This window comes from Streptococcus mitis, from assembly GCF_905187535.1.
Taxonomy (GTDB): domain Bacteria; phylum Bacillota; class Bacilli; order Lactobacillales; family Streptococcaceae; genus Streptococcus; species Streptococcus mitis_BS.
Map to the genome: position 1 here is coordinate 74,526 of NZ_CAJJIE010000013.1, position 25,499 is coordinate 100,024.

General features: G+C 42.1%; 25 protein-coding genes. 2 read left to right on the plus strand and 23 right to left on the minus strand.

Annotated features, from left to right (window positions below; all coding sequences use genetic code 11):
• Positions 1–286 precede the first annotated feature (286 nt).
• On the plus strand, positions 287–1,471 hold the full coding sequence (gene mntE, locus JQ841_RS02940; protein WP_049551086.1) for a CDF family manganese efflux transporter MntE: 1,185 nt from the start codon (positions 287–289) through the stop codon (positions 1,469–1,471).
• Positions 1,472–1,507: 36 nt separating this feature from the next.
• Here mntE and JQ841_RS02945 read toward each other — a convergent pair whose 3' ends face one another.
• The 8 genes from JQ841_RS02945 to cdaA form a co-directional block, all read right to left on the minus strand.
• Complete coding sequence (locus JQ841_RS02945; RefSeq protein ID WP_203180078.1) at positions 1,508–3,379, minus strand: ABC-F family ATP-binding cassette domain-containing protein; 1,872 nt, start codon at positions 3,377–3,379, stop codon at positions 1,508–1,510.
• Positions 3,376–4,575, minus strand: a complete 1,200-nt coding sequence (locus JQ841_RS02950; RefSeq protein ID WP_338015001.1) for a CCA tRNA nucleotidyltransferase — start codon at positions 4,573–4,575, stop codon at positions 3,376–3,378. Before JQ841_RS02950 ends, JQ841_RS02945 begins: the two co-directional genes overlap by 4 nt.
• The gene (gene dapB, locus JQ841_RS02955) at positions 4,572–5,339 is read right to left on the minus strand and encodes a 4-hydroxy-tetrahydrodipicolinate reductase (protein WP_203180080.1); all 768 of its coding nucleotides are present in this window, start codon (positions 5,337–5,339) and stop codon (positions 4,572–4,574) included. Before dapB ends, JQ841_RS02950 begins: the two co-directional genes overlap by 4 nt.
• A 267-nt stretch (positions 5,340–5,606) precedes the next feature.
• The gene (locus JQ841_RS02960) at positions 5,607–6,455 is read right to left on the minus strand and encodes a DegV family protein (protein ID WP_203180081.1); all 849 of its coding nucleotides are present in this window, start codon (positions 6,453–6,455) and stop codon (positions 5,607–5,609) included.
• A gap of 1 nt (position 6,456) precedes the next feature.
• The gene (locus JQ841_RS02965; protein ID WP_001050087.1) at positions 6,457–6,831 is read right to left on the minus strand and encodes a DUF1149 family protein; all 375 of its coding nucleotides are present in this window, start codon (positions 6,829–6,831) and stop codon (positions 6,457–6,459) included.
• Between the two features lie 73 nt (positions 6,832–6,904).
• Positions 6,905–8,257, minus strand: a complete 1,353-nt coding sequence (gene glmM, locus JQ841_RS02970) for a phosphoglucosamine mutase (RefSeq protein ID WP_203180082.1) — start codon at positions 8,255–8,257, stop codon at positions 6,905–6,907.
• 25 nt (positions 8,258–8,282) lie between these two features.
• On the minus strand, positions 8,283–9,062 hold the full coding sequence (locus tag JQ841_RS02975) for a CdaR family protein (RefSeq protein WP_203180083.1): 780 nt from the start codon (positions 9,060–9,062) through the stop codon (positions 8,283–8,285).
• Positions 9,049–9,906, minus strand: coding sequence for a diadenylate cyclase CdaA (gene cdaA / locus JQ841_RS02980; RefSeq protein WP_238395585.1), 858 nt, complete (start codon positions 9,904–9,906; stop codon positions 9,049–9,051). The genes JQ841_RS02975 and cdaA overlap by 14 nt, the downstream gene beginning before the upstream one ends.
• 138 nt (positions 9,907–10,044) lie before the next feature.
• On the opposite strand from cdaA, the gene JQ841_RS02985 reads away from it, so the two are divergent.
• Positions 10,045–11,013: an NAD(P)/FAD-dependent oxidoreductase gene (locus JQ841_RS02985; RefSeq protein ID WP_203180085.1), complete on the plus strand. Its 969-nt coding sequence runs from the start codon at positions 10,045–10,047 to the stop codon at positions 11,011–11,013.
• A 424-nt stretch (positions 11,014–11,437) separates the two neighbouring features.
• Here JQ841_RS02985 and whiA read toward each other — a convergent pair whose 3' ends face one another.
• The 15 genes from whiA to JQ841_RS03060 form a co-directional block, all read right to left on the minus strand.
• The gene (whiA, locus tag JQ841_RS02990; RefSeq protein ID WP_004262315.1) at positions 11,438–12,349 is read right to left on the minus strand and encodes a DNA-binding protein WhiA; all 912 of its coding nucleotides are present in this window, start codon (positions 12,347–12,349) and stop codon (positions 11,438–11,440) included.
• Positions 12,346–13,323: a YvcK family protein gene (locus JQ841_RS02995; RefSeq protein ID WP_203180086.1), complete on the minus strand. Its 978-nt coding sequence runs from the start codon at positions 13,321–13,323 to the stop codon at positions 12,346–12,348. The genes whiA and JQ841_RS02995 overlap by 4 nt, the downstream gene beginning before the upstream one ends.
• Positions 13,320–14,210 (minus strand): RNase adapter RapZ, encoded by an 891-nt coding sequence (rapZ, locus tag JQ841_RS03000; protein ID WP_153192189.1) that lies wholly within the window; start codon positions 14,208–14,210, stop codon positions 13,320–13,322. The genes JQ841_RS02995 and rapZ overlap by 4 nt, the downstream gene beginning before the upstream one ends.
• Before the next feature lie 51 nt (positions 14,211–14,261).
• Positions 14,262–14,642, minus strand: coding sequence for a RidA family protein (locus JQ841_RS03005; protein WP_001140420.1), 381 nt, complete (start codon positions 14,640–14,642; stop codon positions 14,262–14,264).
• Between the two features lie 10 nt (positions 14,643–14,652).
• Positions 14,653–15,240: a ribosome biogenesis GTP-binding protein YihA/YsxC gene (gene yihA / locus JQ841_RS03010; protein ID WP_000422605.1), complete on the minus strand. Its 588-nt coding sequence runs from the start codon at positions 15,238–15,240 to the stop codon at positions 14,653–14,655.
• An 8-nt stretch (positions 15,241–15,248) separates the two neighbouring features.
• Positions 15,249–16,481 (minus strand): ATP-dependent Clp protease ATP-binding subunit ClpX, encoded by a 1,233-nt coding sequence (clpX, locus tag JQ841_RS03015; RefSeq protein ID WP_203180087.1) that lies wholly within the window; start codon positions 16,479–16,481, stop codon positions 15,249–15,251.
• A gap of 36 nt (positions 16,482–16,517) precedes the next feature.
• Positions 16,518–16,688: a hypothetical protein gene (locus tag JQ841_RS03020; protein WP_000442260.1), complete on the minus strand. Its 171-nt coding sequence runs from the start codon at positions 16,686–16,688 to the stop codon at positions 16,518–16,520.
• The gene (locus JQ841_RS03025; protein ID WP_024475379.1) at positions 16,688–17,194 is read right to left on the minus strand and encodes a dihydrofolate reductase; all 507 of its coding nucleotides are present in this window, start codon (positions 17,192–17,194) and stop codon (positions 16,688–16,690) included. Before JQ841_RS03025 ends, JQ841_RS03020 begins: the two co-directional genes overlap by 1 nt.
• A 129-nt stretch (positions 17,195–17,323) precedes the next feature.
• Positions 17,324–17,842, minus strand: coding sequence for a Dps family protein (locus JQ841_RS03030; RefSeq protein ID WP_050280517.1), 519 nt, complete (start codon positions 17,840–17,842; stop codon positions 17,324–17,326).
• A gap of 385 nt (positions 17,843–18,227) precedes the next feature.
• Positions 18,228–19,832, minus strand: a complete 1,605-nt coding sequence (lytC, locus tag JQ841_RS03035; RefSeq protein ID WP_203180088.1) for a GH25 family lysozyme — start codon at positions 19,830–19,832, stop codon at positions 18,228–18,230.
• Between the two features lie 37 nt (positions 19,833–19,869).
• Entirely contained in the window at positions 19,870–20,628 is a 759-nt protein-coding gene (gene tpiA, locus JQ841_RS03040) for a triose-phosphate isomerase (protein WP_203180089.1), read from the minus strand.
• 97 nt (positions 20,629–20,725) lie between these two features.
• Positions 20,726–21,403 carry a DnaD domain-containing protein gene (locus JQ841_RS03045; RefSeq protein ID WP_203180090.1) on the minus strand — a complete coding sequence of 226 codons (678 nt, stop codon included), beginning with the start codon at positions 21,401–21,403 and terminating at the stop codon, positions 20,726–20,728.
• Between the two features lie 8 nt (positions 21,404–21,411).
• Positions 21,412–22,356, minus strand: coding sequence for a homoserine O-acetyltransferase MetA (gene metA, locus JQ841_RS03050; protein WP_203180091.1), 945 nt, complete (start codon positions 22,354–22,356; stop codon positions 21,412–21,414).
• Positions 22,357–22,538: 182 nt separating this feature from the next.
• On the minus strand, positions 22,539–23,051 hold the full coding sequence (locus tag JQ841_RS03055) for an adenine phosphoribosyltransferase (protein WP_001049318.1): 513 nt from the start codon (positions 23,049–23,051) through the stop codon (positions 22,539–22,541).
• Positions 23,052–23,254: 203 nt separating this feature from the next.
• Positions 23,255–25,499, minus strand: a 2,245-nt coding sequence (locus JQ841_RS03060) for a MucBP domain-containing protein (RefSeq protein ID WP_203180092.1), incomplete at its 5' end; no start/stop codon positions are given.

Consider the following 25,499-nt stretch of genomic DNA (forward strand, 5'->3'; position numbering starts at 1 on the left):
GTGCAAAACAGACTCTCTTTTCCCTCATCGCATCTTTTCACGACAAACAAAAAGAGACCTGTTAATCATAACAAGTATCGCTGTTTAAGATAGGGCCGGAAAGCATACTTTTCAGTATAAAATTCGGAATGACGACACTATCACAGGTTTCTGCCAGCTACTCCCTTGAGTAGTACTATTATACCAAATTTTGAAAAGTTTTCAAAGAGTAAAAAATGACTTATTTGAATTTTCCCTTGAAAACCAGTATAATGGTAGAATGCTATATGACTAGAAAGGAAGTTGAATGAAGCAATCTATCTCAAATCTCAAGTTAGCTGAGCGTGGGGCCATTATCAGTATTTCGACCTATTTGATCTTGTCTGCAGCGAAATTAGCAACTGGGCACCTCCTCCATTCATCCAGTTTGGTGGCCGATGGTTTTAACAACGTGTCGGACATCATTGGAAATGTGGCCCTCTTGATTGGAATCCGGATGGCACGCCAGCCTGCTGACCGAGACCACCGTTTTGGCCACTGGAAGATTGAAGATTTGGCTAGCTTGGTCACTTCTATCATCATGTTTTATGTTGGCTTTGATGTACTAAGGGATACCATTCAAAAGATTCTCAGTCGTGAAGAAACAGTCATTGACCCTCTGGGTGCAACTCTGGGAATCATTTCTGCAACGATTATGTTTCTAGTTTATCTCTACAATACTCGCCTCAGTAAGAAATCCAACTCCAAGGCACTGAAGGCTGCCGCCAAGGACAATCTTTCTGATGCTGTCACCTCACTTGGTACTACCATTGCCATCCTGGCTAGCAGTTTCAATTATCCCATTGTGGATAAACTGGTTGCCATTATCATCACTTTCTTTATCTTGAAAACTGCCTATGATATCTTCATCGAGTCTTCCTTTAGCCTTTCGGATGGCTTTGATGACCGTCTGCTCGAGGACTACCAAAAGGCTATCATGGAAATTCCCAAAATCAGCAAGGTTAAGTCGCAAAGAGGTCGCACCTACGGTAGCAACATCTACCTGGATATTACGCTAGAGATGAACCCTGACCTGTCTGTTTTTGAAAGCCATGAAATTGCGGATCAGGTCGAGTCTATGCTGGAAGAACGTTTTGGAGTCTTTGATACCGATGTCCATATCGAGCCAGCACCTATCCCTGAAGATGAAATTTTAGACAATGTCTATAAAAAATTGCTTATGCGCGAACAATTGATTGACCAAGGAAATCAACTGGAAGAACTCTTGGCTGACGATTTTGTCTATATTCGTCAAGATGGAGAGCAGATGGATAAAGAGGCCTATAAAGCCGAAAAAGACTTGAATTCCGCTATCAAGGATATTCAGATCACTTCCATCAGTCAGAAGACCAAACTCATCTCCTATGAGTTAGATGGTATCATCCATACCAGTATCTGGCGTCGCCACGAAACCTGGCAAAATATCTTTCACCAAGAAACAAAAAAAGAATAGAGAAATCCTGTCATGAGACGGGATTTTTCCATTCTTCTAGCTATCAAAGTCACTGAGATACTCATAGCGTTCGTATTTTTCAAGGAGTGCTTCGTTTTTCTCATCTAGTTCTTTTTGGAGAGTAGCCAGCTTACCAAAGTCAGAACCATTGGCCTGCATCTCCTCTTCAATAGCAGCGATACGATTTTCCAAGGTTTCAATATCGCCTTCAATGCTTGCCCACTCCTGCTTTTCTTGGTAGGTCATGCGTTTCTTGTCTTCACGGACCTTGACGACTTTCTCCTTTTCAGCCTTTTGTACTTGATTGGCCATCTCTGTTTCAAAGGCTTTTTCATCTAGGTAGTCGGTATAATGACCAAAGAATGGACGAATCTTGCCATCTTCAAAAGCCAGAATCTTGGTCGCTACCTTATCCAAGAAATAGCGGTCGTGACTAACAGTCAAAACTGGACCAGCAAAGCCTTGCAAGAAATTCTCCAAAACTGTCAAGGTCGCAATATCTAGATCATTTGTCGGTTCGTCCAAGAGAAGAACATTTGGTTTTTCCAAGAGCAGTTTGAGGAGATAAAGACGTTTTTTCTCTCCCCCAGACAATTTCTCAATCAAGGTTCCATGCGTCGAACGTGGGAAAAGAAACTGCTCCAGCAGCTCTGCAATAGAAGTCGTAGAACCACCGCTGGTCTTGACCTCTTCTGCCACTTCCTGCAAGTAATTGATCACTCGCTTGCTTTCATCCAAGCCCTCAATTTGCTGAGAGAAATAGGCGATACGAACAGTTTCCCCAATCACAACTTGTCCTGCTGTCGGCTCAAGAATGCCTGCAATCAAGTTAAGGAGAGTTGATTTCCCAACACCGTTGTCCCCAACGATTCCAATACGATCTTTAGCCTGCACCAAGAGATTAAAATCTTGCAAAATTATCTTGTCATCATAAGCAAAGCAAACATCCTGAAACTCGATGACTTTCTTCCCAATCCGACTGGTTTCAAAGTTCATGGTCAAGTCTGTCTCAGCACTACTGCCTGAAACTTCCTTTTTCAAGTCATGGAAACGATTGATACGAGCCTGCTGCTTGGTCGCACGCGCCTGCGGTTGTCTGCGCATCCAGGCCAATTCTTGCTTATAAAGTTGTTCCTTTTTATGAAGTAGAGCCGCGTCGCGCTCATCCTGTTCCGCCTTTAGGCGAACATAGTCCTGGTAATTTCCCTGGTACTCGGTCAAACCTGCGCGATCCAACTCGAAAATACGTGTTGACAAAGCGTCTAGGAAATAACGATCGTGGGTGATAAAAAGGACGGTCTTCTTGGAATTTTTTAAAAAGAGGGTCAGCCACTCAATAGTCGCAATGTCCAGATGGTTGGTCGGCTCATCCAAAAGCAAAAGGTCGTGATTACCAAGTAAGACTTGTGCCAACTGAACCCGTCTTCTCAGACCACCTGACAATTCCCCAACAGGAGTAGATAAGTCCTGAATCCCCAGCTTGCAGAGAACAGTCTTAACCTGACTCTCAATTTCCCAAGCTTGAAGAGAATCCATCTCAGCCATGACCCGTTCCAAACGAGCCTGCTTGTCCTCACTGTAGTTGAGCATAATCAACTCATATTCACGAATGAGCTGGATTTCCTTTAGTTCACTAGATAGAACCGTATCCAAAACTGTCTTTCTATTATCAAAATCAGGATCTTGAGTCAAGTAACCAATTTGGTAATCATTCTTAGCTGAAAAAGGACTAACATCCCCATCAAAGCCAGAAACACCAGAAAGAACATCTAAAAGGGTGGTCTTGCCAGTCCCATTGACACCGATTAGACCAATTCTGTCTAGGTCATGGATGATAAAGGAAGTATCCTTAAAAACGGTCTTGTCACCAACGGATTTGCTTAGTTTTTCAACGATAAAATCACTCATTTTTTCTCCCTTAGATAAGCATGGATGGCTTGACGGTCATTTTCCAATTCTCCATCGACAATGGCAAACTCTATCTCTGTTAAAATCTCTCCCAAATCTGGTCCCGGATGATAACCATATTCCTTGATCAAAATACCACCGTTGATTTGGATTTCTTTCTTGTCATGAATGGTCAAACTCTGATAGGTTTCTGTGATGGCTTGTGGGTTGACTTCTTTTCCTTGGGCCTGACGAAGATTTTCAGCCTGTAAAAGTAAATCCAAGTCAAAGCGATAACAATCGCGCTTGCTCAACTCTCCCTTTTCACGCAAGGCCAAAATAGTCAGCAAATCCTGAACTTGCTTGGCAAACTGACGTGAGGTCTTCCAAGCTTTCAAAAATGGCTGCGCATTTTCGATCTCCAAAGTCCACAGTAGAGCCGCCCAGGCTTGCTCAGAGGATTCAAAGATAAAATCATTCTCCAAATCAAACAGTCTATTGAGCTTGTCCTGGCTAGATTCCATATCAGGGAGATAATCATAAGCTTGACTCTCAATCATGGAAGCCAAGCCTCTTCTCCAAAATGGAGCCAGCAAGAGTTTATCAAACTCAACGAAGGTACGCTCCACAGAAATTTTCTCCAAAAGCGGCGTCAAGGTCTTCATTGCTTTAAATGTTTCTGACTCAAGTTCAAAGCCAAGACTGGCCTGAAAACGAAAACCACGCATAATCCGCAAAGCATCTTCGTTGAAACGCTCACTAGCTACACCAACCGCTCGCAAAACTTGATTTTCTAAATCTTCTAGCCCATGGAACAAGTCAATGATTTCCCCTGTCTCATCCAAAGCAAAGGCATTGACTGTAAAATCACGGCGCTTGAGGTCTTCTTCTAGCGAGCGCACAAAGGAAACCGCACTGGGTCTGCGATAGTCCACATAGACATCTTCTGTCCGAAAGGTGGTTACCTCATACTCCTCATCGCCATCTAAAACCAAGACCGTTCCATGCTCGATTCCGATATCGGCTGTTCGCGGAAAAATCTGCTTGGTTTCTTCTGGATAGGAAGATGTCGCAATATCCACATCGTGGATGGGACGATTGAGGAGGGCATCTCGAACAGAACCTCCAACAAAATAGGCCTCAAAACCTGCTTCTTTAATTTTTTCTAATACTGGTAAAGCCTTCTGAAATTCAGAAGGCATTTGCGTTAATCTCATAATAAGTGTTCTAATCCATAGACAAGCTCATGACGCTTGACAACTTCTTTAATTCCCAAATTGACCCCTGTCATGAAGGAGCTGCGATCATAGGAGTCATGACGGAGTGTCAATCCTTCTCCCTGATTGCCAAAGATGACTTCCTGATGGGCTACCAAACCTGGCAAACGAACTGAATGAATCCGCATGCCATCAAAGTCAGCACCACGGGCACCTGCAATCAATTCTTCCTCATCAGGCGCACCTTGCTGAGTAGACTCTCGAACTTCTGCCATCAACTCAGCTGTTTTAATAGCTGTTCCACTCGGAGCATCCTTTTTCTTGTCATGATGGAGCTCGATAATCTCCACATTTGGGAAATATTTAGCAGCCTGCCTTGCAAATTGCATAAGCAAGACAGCACCCAAGGCAAAGTTAGGAGCGATCAAGCCCCCCAAATCTTGGGTACGAGAAAATGCTTTTAGCTCTGCAATTTCTTCACTTGTAAAACCAGTCGTTCCAACTACTGGAGCAAAGCTATTTTCAAGAGCAAAACGTGTATTTTCGTAGGCAACAGTTGGAGTAGTAAAATCTACCCAGACATCCGCTTCAAAACCGGCTAAATCAGCCTTATCCTTGAAAACAGGAATACCCTGCCATTCTGACTCAGACTCAAAGGGATCCAAAACTGCTACCAAGTCCAAGTCTGGATCAGCCAAGACCATCTGACAAGCAGCTTGGCCCATCTTTCCCTTAAAACCAGCAATAATTACTCGAATACTCATCTCTACTCCTGTCTAAGATACAAAGGACGTTGGCTGCCCATGAAAAATAGGGAATGGCGCTGACTTTCGACGAAAGGCCAGACAGGCATCTTTTTTCATGAGGCAGGTAGTCCGTGTTCAATTATCAAGATACAAAGCCTGTAAGAACACAAAGTGAAAATAGGAGTTCTGATCAAAGAGTGTCTACTCCTTGGAAAATCTATCTTTTTCACACAAGGTTCCAGGCGTGTTCAACTGCTAACTTCTTAACTAGTCTAGAAGTGCTAACTAAATCACTGGAATATAACCCAGAGCAATGCTTCCTGATCCTAGGTGTGTCCCAATGACACTACCAAATGTAGCTAGTGAAATATCCGTACCCACTCCAGATTCAAGCAAGTGGTGACGCAATTCTTCAGCCTTTTCAGGAGCATTTCCGTGAATGACAATGATCCGGTATTGACCTGAAGCCGTTGTTTCCTTGATAATCTCAATTAAGCGCTTGGTTGCTTTCTTTTCAGTACGAACTTTTTCGTAAACTTCAATCACACCTTGGTCATTGAAATAGAGGATTGGCTTAATGCTAAGCAAATTGCCCAAAATGGCAGCCCCATTTGAAAGGCGCCCACCTTTAACCAAATGGTCCAAATCATCTACCATGATAAAGGCTGACGTACGGCTGATTTGAATGGCTAGCTTATCCTGAATGATAGCAAAATCATCGCCCTGGTCACGCCAGTTAAAGACACTTTCAACCATGATACCCAGCGGAGTGCTTGTAATCAAAGTGTCTGGAAAAGCAATGGTTAAGCCCTCATATTCATCTATCATATACTGGATATTTTGGTAAAAACCTGAAATTCCAGAAGATAGGAAAAGCCCCAAGGCATGTGTATACCCTTGTTCTTTGAGCAAAGTTAAGATTTCATCTAACTTGGCAATACTTGGTTGACTAGTCTTAGGCAATTCAGAAGCCTGAGCCATTTTTTGGTAAAATTCCTCAGCAGTCAGATTGATACCTTCGACATACTCCTCACCATCAATATTGACAGGAATATCCAAGACATATAAATCTTCTCTTTGCAAGGTCTCTGCACTGAGATAGGCAGAGGAATCTGTGATAACAGCTAGTTTCATATTAGAACTCCAAATTGATTCCTGGTAAGTCTAATGCAATTTCAGTTACTTCGTAAGTCAAACGGTTGAGCATGTTCAAACATGGACGGGCCAAAGTTTCCACTTCTTCTTGGCTCAATTCACTTGGTTCATTGACAATGCGACCATCGATATGGTTTACCTGTGAAATGGTTCCACTGATGACAAACTTATCAAATACAATCATAAAGGTCAAGATGACAATCAAGGAAGTCACTTGATTTTCTTGATCATGTTGGAGCAATTGGAAGTTCACATCCACCTTAGTTTCAGGAGCTCCATTTTCATTTTCCCATTCAAAATTACGCGCATCAAAATGATACTGACTAACAAATTCTTGTTCACGTTTAAGATTCATGTCTTTCTCCCTAGGCTACAATATTATAAGCTATTGTACCATATTTTTTTATTTTCATCTAGTTTTCTAGGATCTAGTCAATCCCGATTTCATCTCGGACTACGTCTGCGATGGTATCAACATAGTAGTCCACTTCTTCTGTTGTAGGTGCTTCTGCCATAACACGCAAGAGGGGTTCTGTTCCACTTGGACGAACAAGGATACGCCCGTTCCCCGCCATTTCTTCTTCCATCTTCTCGATGATAGTCTTGATAGCTGGCACTTCCATAGCCTTTTCCTTCATGGCATTTTCCACTCGGATATTGACTAATTTTTGTGGATAAATGGTTACTTCTGCTGCCAACTCTGACAAGCTCTTACCAGTTTCCTTCATGATTTTAGTCAATTGGACAGCTGATAATTGACCATCACCTGTGGTATTGTAATCCATCAAGATGACGTGCCCAGACTGTTCACCACCAAGGTTGTAACCTGATTTTCGCATTTCTTCCACAACATAGCGGTCGCCAACTGCAGTAACTGCCTTGTTAATACCTTCGCGGTCCAAGGCCTTATGGAAACCAAGGTTAGACATCACAGTTGTCACGATTGTATTTTGGGCCAATTGTCCTTTTTCAGAAAGATATTTCCCGATGATGTACATGATCTTGTCACCATCGACGATATCGCCATTTTCATCAACAGCAATCAAGCGGTCGCTGTCTCCATCAAAAGCCAAACCGATAGCTGAGCCACTTTCTTTGACCACTTCTTGAAGGGCTTCTGGGTGAGTTGAACCAACATTAAGATTGATATTAAGACCATCTGGTGTTTCCCCGATAACAGTCAATTGAGCGCCAAGGTCTACAAAGATTTGACGGGCACTTGTAGACGCTGCACCATTGGCTGTGTCCAAGGCAACCTTCATTCCCTCAAGAGGAGTTCCAGTTGAAACAAGGTAGCCTTCATACTTACGCAAGCCTTCTGGATAATCTACCAAGGTTCCCAGGCCTTCAGCACTTGGACGAGGAAGAGTGTCTTCCTCAGCATCTAGCAGGGCTTCAATTTCTGCTTCTTTTTCATCATCTAGTTTGAAGCCATCACCGCCAAAGAACTTAATCCCATTATCAAGGGCTGGGTTGTGACTAGCAGAAATCATGACACCTGCACTGGCTCCCTCAGTTTTTACCAAGTAAGCTACTGCTGGTGTTGCAAGGACACCAAGTTTGTAGACGTGAATCCCTACAGAGAGGAGACCTGCCACCAAGGCAGATTCTAGCATTTCCCCAGAAATACGTGTATCACGTCCTACAAAAACTTTCGGTGCTTCCGTTTCATGTTGACTGAGAACATAGCCTCCAAAACGTCCTAGTTTAAAGGCCAATTCCGGCGTTAATTCTACGTTAGCTTCTCCACGGACTCCATCAGTCCCAAAATATTTACCCATTTTTATAAAATCCTTTTCCTATTTTTTAATTCGTTTTTGAACTAGTTGCTTTCGTTGACGAAGATGTCTCCGACGAACTGCTTGTAGTTGAATTTGATGTGCTTGAACTTGGTGTCACAGGTTTTGTAGTCACCTTCATTGTTGTGTCAAACGGAGTGATAACTGCCGGTAAGACAACACCATTGCGGTCGATTGCCTGCAATGGTACTGAACCACTGTAATTACCTGTTATACGTTCGCTAGTTGGTAAAAGCGCAATAATACGATCAATTTTAGCTAATGTTTCTTGGTCAGTTGTGACAGAAACTCGTTCGTTTGACACGGTTACACTATCAATTTGTAGCTTGGGATCAATCTGGCTTTGGTCAACTTGTGGCACAACAATCATCCCATCTCGCTTAACCTTCTTCCCAACTTTCACTGTAATCTTTTGAGGCGTTGCCACAGCGGTCAATCCACTTGGAAGATTTTCAATGTTCAAGGGAACTTCAATCGTTCCAACACTGGCATCCGTCAAATCAGCAGTCACCTTAAACTTACGAGTGCTCTCCTGCATTTCGCTGGCCAAGGTCACACGATTAGCTCCTGTCAGCACAACTGAAACCTCTGATGCAAATCCGCTAATGAAATACTGGTCATCATCATAGTGAATATCGATAGGAACGTTCGTTATCGTATTGGTGTAGGTTTCTGATTTGACCTGCCTTGCGGTATTGCTATTTTGAAAGTTGGTCGACGTTGCATAAACGAATAAGACACAAGCAAAAAAGAGAGATGAAATGATATATAGACTATTTTTTCTCATATTTCCAACCTCCTAGCAAACGGTCCTTGAAACTGGCTTTTTCCTCAACAGCTGGCAAAAGAATTGTTCGTAGCTCTGCTTCAAATTCTTCAATCGTCAAATCATGCTTGAAAACCCCATTGTAAGTAATAGAAATACCACCTGTTTCCTCTGACACGATGAAAGTCAAGGCATCGGACACTTCTGATAAACCGATAGCCGCCCGGTGTCTGGTCCCAAATTCCTTGGAAATTCCTGTACTTTCTGTCAAGGGCAGATAGGCAGAGGTCACTGCAATCCGATTTTCTCTGATAATCACAGCACCATCGTGTAGGGGAGTGTTGGGGATAAAGATATTAATAAGGAGTTCAGCTGAAATATTGGCATCCAAAGGAATCCCTGTCGCAATGTATTCTTGTAAGGTCCGAACCCGTTGAATGGCAACCAAAGCACCAATCTTACGGGGACTCATGTATTCAACTGACTTAACAAAGGCACGAATCATTTTCTCTTCTGCACTAATTTGAGTAGTAGAAAAGAAATCTGTCGCCCTTCCCAAGCGTTCCAAACCAGTCCGAATCTCTGGAGAGAAGATAACAACCGCAGCAATGACCCCATAGGTAATAATCTGATTAATCAACCAAGAAATCGTTGTTAAACCAAGGATATTGGCCACAACCTGAGCTAATACAAAGATCACGACCCCACGCACCAAAATCATAATCTTAGTGCCAGCTATCGCTTTTGTAAAACGATACAAAACATAGGTCACAATCAAAATATCAAACAGATTGATGGCGATACTCCAAGGACTAGAAAACAAGCTAGTCCAATATTGCAGGTTGGATAATTGTTGAAAGTTCATCTGCTGTCTCCTCTCTGTCCAAACACGTTCCTTTCTATTATACCATTTTTCTGACATTTTTTTCCCTATCCTACTTCATTTTAAATTAAAGAAAAAATATGATAAAATAAACTGACTAGAAAAAACAAAGGAGAAACCATGTCTCAACTCTATGATATCACTATTGTAGGTGGTGGTCCAGTCGGGCTTTTTGCAACCTTTTATGCCCATCTACGCCAAGCCAAGGTTCAAATCATCGACTCTCTTCCACAACTAGGTGGACAACCTGCTATTCTCTACCCTGAAAAGGAAATCCTAGACGTACCAGGTTTCCCAAATCTGACTGGAGAAGAATTGACCAACCGCTTGATTGAACAACTAAATGGATTTGATACTCCTATCCATCTCAATGAAACGGTTCTTGAGATTGAAAAACAAGAAGAAGGCTTTGTCATTACAACTTCTAAAGGAAGTCACTTGTCTAAAACTGTTATCATCGCTATGGGTGGCGGTGCCTTTAAACCACGTCCGCTGGAACTAGAAGGCGTTGAGGGCTATGAAAATATCCACTACCACGTTTCCAACATCCAGCAATATGCTGGTAAGAAAGTGACGATTCTTGGTGGAGGAGACTCGGCTGTGGATTGGGCTTTGGCTTTTGAAAAAATCACACCAACTACCCTTGTCCACCGCAGAGATAATTTCCGCGCCTTGGAACACAGTGTCCAAGCCTTACAGGAATCATCTGTGACCATCAAGACACCATTCGTCCCTAGCCAACTCCTTGGAGATGGAAAAACGCTCGATAAACTTGAAATCACAAAAGTCAAATCTGATGAAACCGAAACGATTGACCTAGACCACCTCTTTGTCAACTATGGTTTCAAATCTTCTGTCGGTAACCTTAAAAACTGGGGTCTGGACCTCAATCGTCACAAGATTATCGTCAACAGCAAGCAAGAATCTAGCCAAGCAGGTATCTATGCTATCGGTGACTGCTGCTACTATGATGGAAAAATTGATCTGATTGCGACAGGTCTAGGGGAAGCACCGACTGCTGTAAACAATGCCATCAACTACATTGACCCAGAGCAAAAAGTACAACCAAAACACTCTACTAGTTTATAAAAAAGAACCACGAGTCACATAGGATTCGTGGTTTTATAGTTCATCTACAATCTGATTAGCTCATACCTTTCCCCTTCTTTTTCAAAAATCAAAAATGTCCTATCAAATTGATAAAGCATATGATATAATAACGATGGCACTAACGATACGCCTTGGAAAAGGAGGTATTACAGATGCTAGAACTTCTCAAAATAGTACTTATCGCAGTCATCGAGAATATCATCTCATGGCTGGTGACTCGTTGGTTAGACGATCACTTCGACAAGTAACCTTCCTGGTTAGTGCTATCTAACCCAGAAAAAATCCCCTTGGTATTGCAGTACTGAGGGGATTTCTGATAGCACTAAAATGCTAGAACTTCTCAATTCCCCTTTATTATCTCACATGCTCTATTCAATTGTCAAGAAAGAGGTGTTTTATATCTCTATAACTCATCGGCTATCTTATTGATTTTTCTGAGTCTGTGATTGACACCACTTTTGGTCAGAGGGGTGCTGAGGCTATCTGCTAACTGCTGGATAGAGTAGTCTGGGTGCTGAATCCGCAACTGCGCCACTTCCTGCAAATCCACTGGCAGGTTTTCTAAGCCCATGATATCTTTGATTTTGCTGATATTGTTGATAGTCTTCATGCTGGCAGAGACTGTCCGAGCGATATTAGCTGTCTCGGCATTATTGGCTCGATTGAGATCATTACGGGTTTCGCGCAAAATCTTAACTCGCTCAAAATCATCACGCGCCTGCATGGCTCCGATTACTATCAAGAAGTCCATAATGTCTTCAGCTCGCTGGAGATAGGTCACAGCCCCCTTCTTGCGCTCAAGCACCTTGGCATCCAGTAAAAATTGCTGGAGAAGAGAGGCAATCCCTTGCGCGTGATCCAGATAAACAGAACTGATTTCCAACTGGTACTTACCTGACTCCGGATCACGAATACTTCCATTTGCCAAGAAAGCGCCACAAAGATAAGCACGACCTGCTTCCTCGTCTGATAAAATCTCCTCATCAATACCTGTTTCTAGGCCAAAGAAGGAGTCTGCCAAGTGCAAATCACTCAACAGGTCCTGCACCTTTTCATCTGTAAAAACGGTATAGACTCGATTCTTGCGGAGATTGCTCCGTTGGTGGTGGCGAATTTCCGATTTGATTTCGTAGAAATGGAGAAAGGACTCATAGAGGTGACGAGCCAGTTTGGCATTTTCTGTCACGACAGACAAGGTCAGGCCCGAGGTCGAGAGACCGATGCTACCAGACATCTTGATAATGGCAGATAATTCATGCCGGCTCAGATGGTGCTGACCTAGGATTTCTTCTTTTACTGCTACTGTGAAACTCATTTTCTCACCTGTATAATCCGCATCAACTCATCCACGAGCAAATCTCCATCGTGGAAGGCACCCCCATTTTCCAGACGAAGGAAGTTGGATGAAATCACACGCGGAACTTGCTTACAAAGACCAGCAAAATCATGTTCCACCTGGACCAAATATTCATCAAAACGGTTGGAATTCATGTATTCCTGAGGCACTTTTTCGATATTTACCAAGACAGTATCGATAAAAGGTCGACCAAGGTGGCGATGCAAGACCTCCACGTGATCACTATCTGTAAAGTGTTCTGTCTCCCCACGTTGGGTCATAATATTACAGACATAGGCGATTTCTGCCTTGGTTTCCAAAAGCGCCTGCCCGATTTCCTTAATCACGATATTGGGCAAAATAGAGGTAAAGAGAGAACCAGGTCCGAGGACAATCATGTCACTTTCAAGAATGGTCTGCACTACTCGACGGCTAGCCAGAGGCGTATCATCGTTGAGGGTATTGGTCACATAGACATGGTCAATCATGCCTGGATGGTCTGCAATATGGCTCTCTCCATCCACTTCTGTCCCATCCTGAAAGACTGCATGAAGGGTCAAGGGATGGTCACTGGAAGGATAAATCTTTCCAGTGGTATGGAAAAATTTGCTCAGCAACTGCATGGCATTATAGGTCGAACCCTGCATTTCTGACAGACCCGCAATAATGAGATTGCCCAATGGATGGCCAGCAAAGGCTCCAGCATCTTCAGAAAAGCGATACTGAAAGACTTTCTCATAAAACTTAGGCATATCCGACATGGCCACAAGGACATTACGAAGATCACCTGGCGGTGTCAATTGTTGCATATTTTTTCGGAGTTCACCTGATGAACCACCATCATCCGCCACCGTTACGATAGCAGCGATTTCCACATCTTTTTCACGCAGACTTTTTAGAATGACAGGAATCCCAGTTCCTCCACCAATCACCGTTATCTTTGGTTTTCTCATGAACGGTTTACCGTTTCCTTTCTTCGGTCTTTGTCGCGGTGCCCTTCATTAACAGGCCAATTCTTGGATAAGTCCTGCGCCAAGCGTTTAGCAAAGGCCACACTACGGTGTTGTCCACCCGTACACCCCATGGCAATGGTCAAAACGGACTTCCCTTCCTTTTGGTAACTTGGCAAAATCGGCTCAATCAAGGCCAATAAATGTTGATAAAAGTCTTCTGACTCAGGATGGTTCATGACATAGTGATACACTGGTTCATCCACACCTGTTTGATTACGCAGTTCTGGTAGATAGTAGGGATTTGGCAAGAATCGGACATCAAAGACCAAGTCTGCATCAATCGGGATACCATACTTAAAGCCAAAAGACATGACTTCGATACGGAAAGACTGGGCTTGTTCTTGATCCGAAAACTGCTCTGCAATGGTTTTACGCAACTCACGTGGAGTGAGTTCAGTCGTATCCACCACATTTTGACTCATATTTTTCAAAGGTGCCAAGAGCTCACGTTCCAGCTTGATTCCATCCAAAATCCGTCCATCTGCTGCTAGTGGGTGACTCCGTCTGGTTTCCTTGTAACGAGCGACCAATTCCTTATCAGCTGCGTCCAAAAAGAGAATTTTGAAGTCCAGTTCTTCCTTGTTTTCCAACTCATCCAAAACAGCTTGAATCTCTGAGAAGAAAGAACGGCTACGCATATCTACTACCAAGGCCAACTTATGGTCGTCTTCCTTTGTTTCCACCAACTGCAAAAACTTAGGCAAGAGAGCTGGCGGCATATTATCAATAGTAAAATAACCCAAATCTTCGAAGGACTGAATGGCAACTGTTTTCCCTGCACCACTCATTCCTGTCACAATCACCAAGTGAAGTTGTTTCTTTGTCATCTTTTTCTCCTTATATCAAAAGAAGTTTGGCAACACCAAACTTCAACTAGCTTATCCAATCTCTGCGATGACTTCAATTTCGACTTTTACATCACGAGGAAGACGAGCTACCTCTACTGCTGAACGAGCTGGAAATTCCTCTTTAAAGGCCGTTTGGTAAACCTCGTTAAAAGGAACAAAGTCGTTCATATCGCTCAAGAAACAAGTTGTTTTGACAACATGGTCAAAGTCTGTTCCTGCTTCTGCCAAAATAGCACCAATGTTTTTCAAGACTTGTTCTGTCTGTTCTTGGATAGTCTCTCCTACGATTTCCCCAGTTTCAGGAGAGAGAGGAACTTGACCACTAGCAAACAAAAGGTTGCCAACGATTTTTCCTTGAACATAGGGTCCGATAGCCTTTGGAGCTTTGTCTGTATGAATTGTTTTTGCCATTTTCTTTTCCTCACAATTTTTCTAAGATTGCATCCCAAGCCTCATCCATCCCTGCCTTGCTGACAGATGAAAAGAGGATGAAGTCGTCACTTGGGTCAAAGTTTAATTTCTTTTTGATTGCTGATTCGTGCTTGTTCCATTTACCACGAGGAATCTTGTCCGCCTTGGTCGCCACAATGATAACCGGAATCTCATAATACTTGAGAAATTCGTACATCTGCACATCATCTGCTGACGGGTCATGGCGGAGATCCACCAAACTAACAACCGCACGGAGATTTTCCCTAGTTGTCAGATATTCCTCAATCATGCGCCCCCACTTTTCACGCTCTTTTTTGGAAACGCGAGCATAACCATAACCAGGAACATCCACAAAGCGCATCTTGTCGTCAATGTTAAAGAAGTTGAGAAGCTGGGTTTTCCCAGGTTTCCCTGACGTACGAGCCAGATTCTTACGGTTCAGCATGGTATTGATAAAGCTGGATTTACCAACATTTGAACGCCCTGCAAGAGCGATCTCTGGCAGTTCATCCTGTGGGTAGTGGGACTTGTTAGCCGCACTGAGCAAGATTTCAGCATTATGTGTATTAAGTTCCATAGTCACCTCTAGGCTGTTTCTAGGATTGGTTTATCCGTTCCATCGACAGCTTCTTTTGTGATGCGGACCAATTTCACATTTTCCTGACTCGGTACTTCAAACATGACATCTAGCATGGTTTCTTCGATGATGGAGCGAAGACCACGCGCACCAGTTTTGCGTTCGATGGCCTTATTTACAATCTCTTGAAGGGCTTCGTCGTCAAATTCCAACTCGACATCATCATAAGAAAGCAAGGTTTGGTATTGTTTTACCAAGGCATTTCTTGGCTCTTTCAAGATACGAACCAAGTCATCCACTGTCAATTGCTCAAGAGCTGCAAAGACAGGCAAGCGTCCAATCAACTCAGGGATAATGCCAAATTTTTGAATATCTTCTGCGATGATTTCTTGCATGTAAGAGCTGTTTTCGTCAATCGCCTTATTGTTTTGACCAAATCCGATGACTTTTTCACCCAGACGTTGTTTGACAATTTCTTCAATACCATCAAAAGCACCACCCACGATGAAGAGGATATTTTTGGTATCCACTTGAATCATCTCTTGTTGCGGATGTTTGCGTCCACCTTGAGGCGGCACGCTTGCAACTGTTCCCTCAATAATCTTGAGAAGGGCTTGTTGCACCCCTTCACCAGAAACATCACGTGTGATAGACACGTTCTCACTCTTCTTGGCAATCTTGTCAATTTCATCCACATAGATAATGCCACGCTCTGCGCGCTCAATGTTAAAGTCAGCGGCCTGCAGGAGTTTGAGGAGGATATTTTCCACGTCCTCACCCACATAACCAGCCTCGGTAAGAGCTGTCGCATCCGCAATCGCAAAAGGCACATTCAAGCTCTTAGCCAAGGTCTGGGCAAGGAAAGTTTTCCCTGAGCCAGTTGGGCCAATCATCAAGATGTTTGACTTCTGCAAATCCACATCTTCTGACTCTTCACGCGTATCGTGGAAATTGATGCGTTTGTAGTGGTTGTATACTGCTACTGCTAAAGCCCGTTTGGCACGGTCTTGACCGATTACATAGTGGTTCAAGATATGGAGGAGTTCGATTGGTTTTGGAACTTCTGACAAGTCTGCCAAGACTTCCTCAGCCAACTCTTCACGAATGATTTCCTGGGCCAACTCCACACATTCATTACAGATAAAGGCGTTGTTCCCAGCAATTATTTTTTGTACTTCTTCTTGGCTTTTGCCACAAAATGAGCAATAAACCATCATATCATTATTCCTAGTTGTAGGCATGATTTCCTTCCGTTCTATTCTATACTGTCATTCTATCTAAAATAAGGTCATGTAAAAAGCATGGATACTATTGACCAAATTGGTAAAGGCATTTAACCAGAGCAGGACAGAAAGTCCATAGCGCTTTTTACGAAAAGCCTGTGCCCCTGCAAGCAAGCAGACCAAACACAGCATAGCTGTGAAAAAACCAAATATACTACGTTCCATTAGACTTCCTTTCTCTTGCGGTATTGGATGGTAAAATCATAAGGATTTTTCTCATCTTTGGTATAGGATTTGCTTGAAACTGTCTCAAAAAGAGATAAGTCAAACTCCTCAGGAAAATAGGTATCTCCCTCCACCCGAGCATGAATGTGAGTCACAATCACTTCATCCAAATAGGACTCAAAAGCCTGAAAAATCTGCTTCCCACCGAGAATGTAGAGATTCTTTTCTTGAACCTGATACCAGTCCAAGACAGACTGGACATCGTGAAAAGTAGCAACTCCATCTATCTTTTCTTCTAGGTTACGTGTCAAAATCAAGGTCTCCCGTTTTGGAAGCAAGCGACGCCCCATCCCATCAAAGGTCACGCGCCCCATCAAGATAGCATGATTCAGAGTTGTTTCCTTGAAATGTTGCAGTTCTGCTGGCAAATGCCAAGGCAGACGATTGTCCTTACCAATCACACCCTCTTCATCCTGGGCCCAAATAGCTACGATTTTCTTAGTCATGCTTCCATCCTTTTTACTGATAGTACTATTTTATCAAAAAACTAAAAAAAAGACTGGTTTGGAATAGCTTACAAAATAGAAAAAATCTGTAAGAATTTTCCTACAGATTTATCTATGTTGTCTTGTTTCTTACAAACCAGGTGCTTGTCCAAGTTCTGCCGCAAGCATCCAGATTGTTTTATCAGTTTCAGTTTTAGCGTCTGAGAAGATACCGTTTGTCACATCGTCACCTTCTTCATCAGTGACATCCAAACCTTTTTGGAAAAGTTCTGACAAGTAACGGTAGATAGCAAGAACACGTTCCAAGCTTTCTTCAACATTACGGTATTCACCAGCTTCTTCTTCGATTTCACTGTTTTGAAGGAATTCTGTCAATGTAGAGAATGGGCTACCTCCAAGTGTAATCAAGCGTTCGCTGATTTCATCCAATTGACCGTCAAGAGTTTCCATATACTCATCCATTTTTGGATGCCATACAAGGAAACCACGACCACGCATATACCAGTGTACTTGGTGCAAAGCCACATGAGCTACGTACAAATCAGCAACAGCTTGATTCAATACTTCCTTTGTTTTTGCCAATGCTACTGGCGCTGCTTTTGTTAATGATGTTACATCTTTTACTGCTTCTTTTTTCAATTCTACCATTTTATTTTACCTCATTCATTATTATTTGTAACCACTTCTTAATGATTACTACCTTAGTATACTACTAAGGAAAACCAATAGCAAGCCAAATGACTCACATGAGAAAAGTTGCAATAGACTGATAATTTAAGAATTTTTTAGAATGAAACCCAGTCACTTTCAAACTCTCTTAACAGAGATAAAATAAAGAAAAGAGGCTGGGACAAAAGCCCTAGCCTCTCAATTATCTTTGGATTGTCAAGCAAGACGCAGTAGTTGAGTGGGCTCTACTACGCTGATTTCATCAGCTTTTACAGCCCTACTCAACTGTGCGGAGGTGGTACGACGAAATCAAATTCTAACGAATTACCGATTTCTGTCCCACTCTCTTTCTCAGTTTTACAGCTTAATACCAGACACTGACATCAACCTGCCCTCGAATCCCTTTAAGAGAGTCAGATGAAGTATATTGCCATCCTTTTTCTCCTGAATAATGAGGATTGTTCCAATCAAGCGCATCCGTATAAGCTGCAACCCAGTTTACATGTTGTAAAATATTTGGATGATTCAAACGAGTTTGCAAAAGCTGACGATAGCTATAAACTTTCACGTTTTGGTAACCAGCATGCTTCATGGTTTCCATATACTTATTGATGATTTTAACCCAAGTGTCTGTCTCTGCTGGAGCTTTCTTAGATTTATTTTCATACTCCCAGTTTTCAACATCATAGTAGATTGGATAAGATAAGTTCATCTTGTATTTCTTCAAGAGTTCAATAGTCTGCTTAGCATCATTCTCAGCATCTGTTTCATTTTCTGCATAGGTATAAAGATAAACACCATAAGGAATGCCTAGTCGATTAAATTCTTGAATATTATGTGCCAATTCCTTATCTTCTACACCGCTGTATCCTAAGCGCACAATAACACCATCAACCCCATTTTCCTGGATAACCTTTTTCCAATCACTAATGCGGCCATTATGCTCACTGACATCAATAACCTTCTTAGCACGGTCAGTTCCAACCTGTTCTTCACGATGGTTAAAGAAATAACGGTGTCCATTTCGATAAACCCAACCAACATTCAAGGCTTTCTTTTCTTTCAGTTCCCCTGAATCGGCAAAAGTATAACGAGTATCGTCCATGATTAACTCACCTGTTGCCATGACACCACTTTCAGTAAGATAGTAGTTTCCATGCCACTCATCTTGAGCCATGTATCCCCACTTCTTAAAATAATACCACTTTCCATCAATCTTTTGCCACTGTTCATTAGCATAAGAACCATCTGCCTTAAGATAGAACCAACTCTTATAATGATTATCATAAAGCCATTCGTTTTGCATCATGGCACCTTGACCATTCAAGAAATAATTTCCTTGCCACTGACTTTTAGCCATATAGCCCCACTTCTTGAAATAGTACCATTTGCCATTAATTTTCTGCCATTCTTGTTCTGCATAAGAACCGTCTGCTTTGAGGTAGAACCAGCTCTTATAATGGTTATCGTAAACCCATTCATTTTTAGCCATGTAACCACCCGCTTTGAGGTAATAGTTTCCATGCCATTCTTTTTGGGCATAACGACCATCTGCTTTTATATAGAACCAGCTATTGTAGCTAGTATCGAAGATCCACTCACTCTTAGCTTTTGAACCATTTGCCTTCACATAAAAGTCGCCTTCCCAGTGGGCTGATGTTGAAGTTGGCTTGCTTTCTTCTTTCTGACTACTAGCACGAGTCTCTTTTTCTTCTTCCTTTTTCTCAGGACGCTGACTAGAAGAAGTCTCAACCTTTTTCTCTTCTTTTTGACTTGTTGTTTCTGATTTCTTTTCTTCTACCTTACTAGAAGAAGCTTGAACACTGCTTTCTTCCGAAGACGCTTTCGCTTCAGCTTCATCTGCAGCTACATGACTAACTGCTAATCCTAGTAAAAAGATACTTGCTAATCCAATTTTTCCAATCTTTGTTTTCAATCTTTCCTCCCTTATAAAAAATGGAACAGACATCTGAATGCTGTTCCACCTAGCTTTTGCTACTTACTAATTATTTTACAAAGTCAAGCAATGCCAAGAAGCTTTCAGCTTCAAGTGACGCACCACCAACAAGGGCACCGTCAACGTCTGGGCAAGCCATGTATGAAGCAACGTTTTCAGGTTTAACAGAACCACCGTATTGAACACGAACTTTGTCTGCAACTTCTTGACCAAAGTCAGCAGCTACAACGTCACGAACAACTTTACACATTTTTTGTGCGTCGTCTTGTGAAGCTGATTTACCAGTACCGATAGCCCAGATTGGCTCATAAGCGATAACTGAGGCAGCGACTTGTTCAGCAGTCAATCCAGCCAATGCAGCAGATACTTGAGCACCTACGAATTCAGCTGCTTTACCAGCTTCGTAAGTTTCAAGTGACTCACCACAACAGATGATTGGAAGCATACCATTTGCAAAAATTGCTTTTGCTTTTTTATTGATATCTTCGTCAGTTTCATGGAAGTAGTCACGACGTTCTGAGTGGCCGATAACAACGTAGTCAGTACCGATTTCTTTCAAAACTTGTGGGCTTGTTTCACCAGTGAAAGCACCTGCATTTTCAAAGTAGCAGTTTTGAGCAGCAACTTTAAGGTTTGAACCTTTAGAAGCAGCAAGAACAGCTGTCAAATCAAGAGCTGGAGCAGCGATACCTGCTTCAACAAGATCTGATGAAGGAAGTTTTGATGCAACTGCTTCAACGAATGCTTTAGCTTCTTCTGGATTTTTGTTCATTTTCCAGTTACCAGCGATAAATGGTTTACGTGACATTTCACATACCTCTTTTTTCAATTTATTTTCTATTTATTTTATCACAATTAGACACAGCTTGCAAATCTTACTCGGATTTCAAGCCTGCTTACATGGATTAATCCTTCCAGAGATCCATGGCATTTCTGAAATCTGCCGATACCTGTGTCAACTGAGGATTGCTTGCTTCTCTTTCTGCCCGCTTAGCCTCAATTTGAGCCACACTCTTGATTCCTTCATGGCGCCAATTTCTCAAAATGGCCTGGATGTACTTCCAGTTTGGTTTGCCATTCAAAACCGCTTCACGAAGAGCCTCCTTAATCAAGTCAGCACTGGTCCCATCTTCTTTTAGTGTCTTAGTCAAATCCTCAATCTCAAAAGGGGTCAACAAGCGCCCTAATTCCTGCTGGAAAGTTTCTACCAAATCCTTGAGCTGGTTTTGAGGTGTCAACTGGTCTGAACTTGAATGAGCTGCTCCAAGCAAATTATCCAAACGTTCCAAAGCCAAACTAGCATCAAAAAGCAATTCAATTTCACCATTCAATTCGATGGTTCGATACTGAAGCAGTCCCCTCTCCGTCAGATTGGAAATAGCCTGGTTGACATCTGAAATTTCCTTGCCAATCCTTTCAGCAATCTGGCTTGGGGACATTTCTTCCAAACCTGTCGTATTTTGCAAATAGAAAAATTGCCAGACCAGAAAATCGTCGCTGGAAGGAAAGAGTTCCTTAAAATGCAAGAGCAGGGCACTCGGTAAAACCAAGTTCCCTGATTTAAAAGCGTCTAAATATGTCATAATTCCTCTTATAAATACCCATATGCAGATGCATCATCTTCTATCTTTCTCCAGTCAAAAGGCGTCTCTTGATAGACCGCATAGTTTACCCAGTTACTGAAAAAGAGGGCTGCAGATGAAGACCAACAAAGACAAGGTGTCTGGTTGATATCATCATCCTTAAAGTAATTTTCTGGAATATGAGGATCCAAACCTGCATCACGATCTCGGAAATATTCATTTGCCAAGGTATCACGGTCATACTCCAAATGCCCAAAACTATAAATTTCTCGTAAATCACGACTGGCCAAAATCGAAACCCCAACCTGAGGTCCTTCCGATAAAATCTCTAGATTGGTTTTATTTAAGATCTCTTCCTTAGAAATCTCCGTGTGCCGTGAATGAGGTGATACGTAGCTATCATCAAATCCTCTGAAGAGAAGGTGTCCCTCTTTTAAAGTATCCTGAGGATAAATACCTGATAACTTACTGTCCATCTGGTATTTTTCTACACCATAGCGGAGATAGAGTCCCGCCTGAGCTCCCCAACAGATATGAAGCGTCGAATAGACATGGGTCTTAGACCACTCAATTACCTGACTGAATTCCTCCCAATAGTCTACTTCCTCAAATGGTAAATGCTCAACTGGAGCACCCGTGATAATCATCCCATCAAAATACTCATCCTTAACCTCTGGAAAGGTTTTATAAAAGGTCTCCATGTGCTCTGAACGAGTTGTCTTAGAACGATGGCTCTCCATATAGAGGAAATCAATATCCAGTTGTAGGGGCGTATTAGCCAAATGGCGCAACAACTGAGTCTCTGTCACCATTTTTTTTGGCATAAGATTTAAAATCAAAATCTTCAAGGGACGGATATCTTGGTGGGCAGCACGTTGATCATCCATAACAAAGATATTCTCTGTCCGTAAAATCTCAACAGCTGGTAATTTTTTATCAATTCGAATCGGCATAACCCTCTCCTAACTGTACTCTTTCAGGAATAATTGCATGCGTTTGAAGCTAAAATTCAAACACTTAGTCCTTTTATTATACTGCAAGAAGATATAGTTTTCAATTATAGTTTTTCTCTAACTAGCTATAGCCTATTTTTATATCCTAATGTAGAGAAAACAGCCCTAAGGACTGTTTTTCATTAATAATGCATGAGAACTTTGTAGTCGTAGTCACCGATTTTTTCACGGCCGTTCAATTCATCCAATTCAACAAGGAAGGCACAACCTGCTACAACACCACCAAGTTTTTCAATCATCTCGATGGTTGCCTTAACAGTTCCACCTGTTGCCAAGAGGTCGTCCACGATAAGAACACGTTGACCTGGTTTAATGGCGTCAGCATGCATAGTCAAGGTGTCAACCCCGTACTCTTTTTCATAGTCAGCAGAAATAACTTCGCGTGGCAATTTACCTGGCTTACGAACAGGTGCAAAACCAATTCCCAATTCAAAGGCAACGGGACAGCCCACGATAAAACCACGAGCCTCAGGTCCCACGATCATGTCGATTTTCTTGTCAGTAGCATACTGAACGATTTCACGAACAGCGTAGCTATAAGCATTTCCATCAGCCATCAAAGGACTGATATCACGGAAGGTGATGCCTTCCTTAGGATAATTTTCAATTGTTGCAATATAATCTTTTAAATTCATCTTTTTCTTTCTTTCAAAGTTTTTACTCTCTATTATACCATATTTTCTCCGAAATATGAAAGTATAATCATTATTTACTCCCAAAGAGCCCGATTTCGCTACTCACTCTGTAGCCAGAATAGCCAAAAAACTGATGAATCATTCGATTCATCAGCTTTAAGGATAATCTGTTCATTGCAAACAAATCATGTCAGTTAGAAAGCTTAGTCTTCTTTCTTCTTGCGAGCTACAAGTCCAAATCCACTCAAGACTCCAAGAAGTCCAAGTGTTGCTAGGCTAGCATTGTCTTCTGTACCAGTATTTGGCAACTCTTTTTGACCTTCAACATATTTAGGTGTTGCTGGTTGTTTTGGCTGCTCAGGTACTACTGGCATGTCTGGACTTACTGGTTTCTCAGGGCTTGTTGGCTCTTGTGGAGAAACTGGTTGTACTGGTTGACTTGGTTCAACTGGTCTTGGAGTTGGAATCTCGACTTTCTTGAAGATATGTCTGATATTTCCATTTGGATCTGTCACAGTCTTAACGTATTCGTAACCTGGAATTGTTCCTGGCTCTTTAGAACCTGGTTCCGTTGGTTTCAATGGATTTCCTTTTTCATCTGTCCAAGTTGTTGTAGTTTGTTTACCTGGATTTGGTTGAGGAATATATGGACTTGAAATCTTCTCGTAAACGTGCTCGAAGTCTCCATTTGGAAGCTTCTTAGTCTCTACGAAGCGGTAACCTGGGATATCTTTCTTAGGTTGCTCACCCTCTTCTGTTGGATATCCTGGAATTTCTTTACCTTCTTTATCCTTGAATGAAGTTTTAACTTTTTCGTAGACGTGCTCGATGTCGCCGTTTGGAAGTTTCTTAGTTTCTACGAAGCGGTAACCTGGGATATCTTTCTTAGGTGTTTCACCTTCTTCGCTTGGATAGTTCGGAATTTCTTTGCCTTCCTTATCCTTGAATGAAGTTTTAACTTTTTCGTAGACGTGCTCGATGTCGCCATTTGGAAGCTTCTTAGTCTCTACAAATTTATATCCTGGAATATCTTTCTTAGGTTGCTCACCTTCTTCACTTGGATAGTTTGGAATTTCTTTACCTTCTTTATCCTTGAATGAAGTTTTAACTTTTTCGTAGACGTGTTCTGTATCTCCGTTTGGAAGTTTCTTAGTTTCTACGAAACGGTAACCTGGAATGTCTTTCTTAGGAGTTGTTCCATCTTCACTTGGATAGTTCGGAATCTCATTTCCGTCTTTATCCTTATGACTTGTCTTAACTTTCTCATAAACGTGCTCTGTATCGCCGTTTGGAAGTTTCTTAGTCTCTACGAAGCGGTAGCCTGGGATATCTTTCTTAGGATTTTCTCCTTCTTCAACTGGGTAGTTTGGAATTACATTACCATCTTTATCTTTGTGACTTGTTGTCACTTTTTCATAGATGTGTTTTGTATTTCCTTTTTCGTCGATTTCAGTTTTAACTACTTTGTATCCTGGGATATCTTTAGATGGTTTAGTTCCATCTTCTGATGGTGATAATGGGTTTCCATCTTTATCAACATGTGTAGTATCTGGACGTACTGTTGGAGTGTACTTAGCTGTAACTGATGTCCAGTTCTTATCTACACGTTTGACCGTCACACCTTTGGCTTTACCTGTAAATTCTTTTTCCGGAGTGAAGGTTACTTTACCATCTTTATCGATTGTATATGTCCCTTCATTTGGTACTACTTTCGTAGTCGTTCCATCTTCGAAGGTTGGTGGTACTTCTTCATCGATTGGAACAATTGGATTTCCTGGTGTAAATGTTGGAATTCCTGATTGTGGTTGACCTTTAGGACCTTCAGATACTGCAGGTGTGCCAGTTGGTTTGACCGGAGTTACTGTTGGGGTGTATTTAGCCGTTACCGGTGTTCCGTTCTTGTCTACACGTTTAACTGTTACTCCTGTTCCTACTCCTGTGAAGGTCTTCTCTGGAGTGAATGTTACTGTTCCATCTTTGGCTACAGTGTAAGTTCCTTCTCCTGGAATTACTTTCTTAGTTGATCCGTCTTCAAATGTTGCTGGCACTTCATCATCCATTGGTACTTCTGGATTACCTGGTTTGAAGGTTGGTTTTCCGTTTTGTTCTTTACCTTGGATATCTGTTGTTTCAGCTGGATCTGCTGTTGGGGTTACTGGCGTTACCGTTGGGGTGTATTTAGCTGTTACTGGTGTTCCATTCTTGTCTACACGTTTAACTGTTACTCCTGTTCCTACTCCTGTGAATGTTTTCTCAGGTGTAAACGTTACTGTTCCATCTGGACTTACTTTGTAAGTTCCTTCTCCTGGAATAGTTTTAGTTGTTGCTCCATCTTCGAAGGTTGCTGGCACTTCGTCATCCATTGGCACTTCTGGGTTTCCTGGTTTGAATTCAGGTTTACCGTTTTGTTCTTTACCTTGGATATCTGTCGTTTCTTTTGGTTCAGCT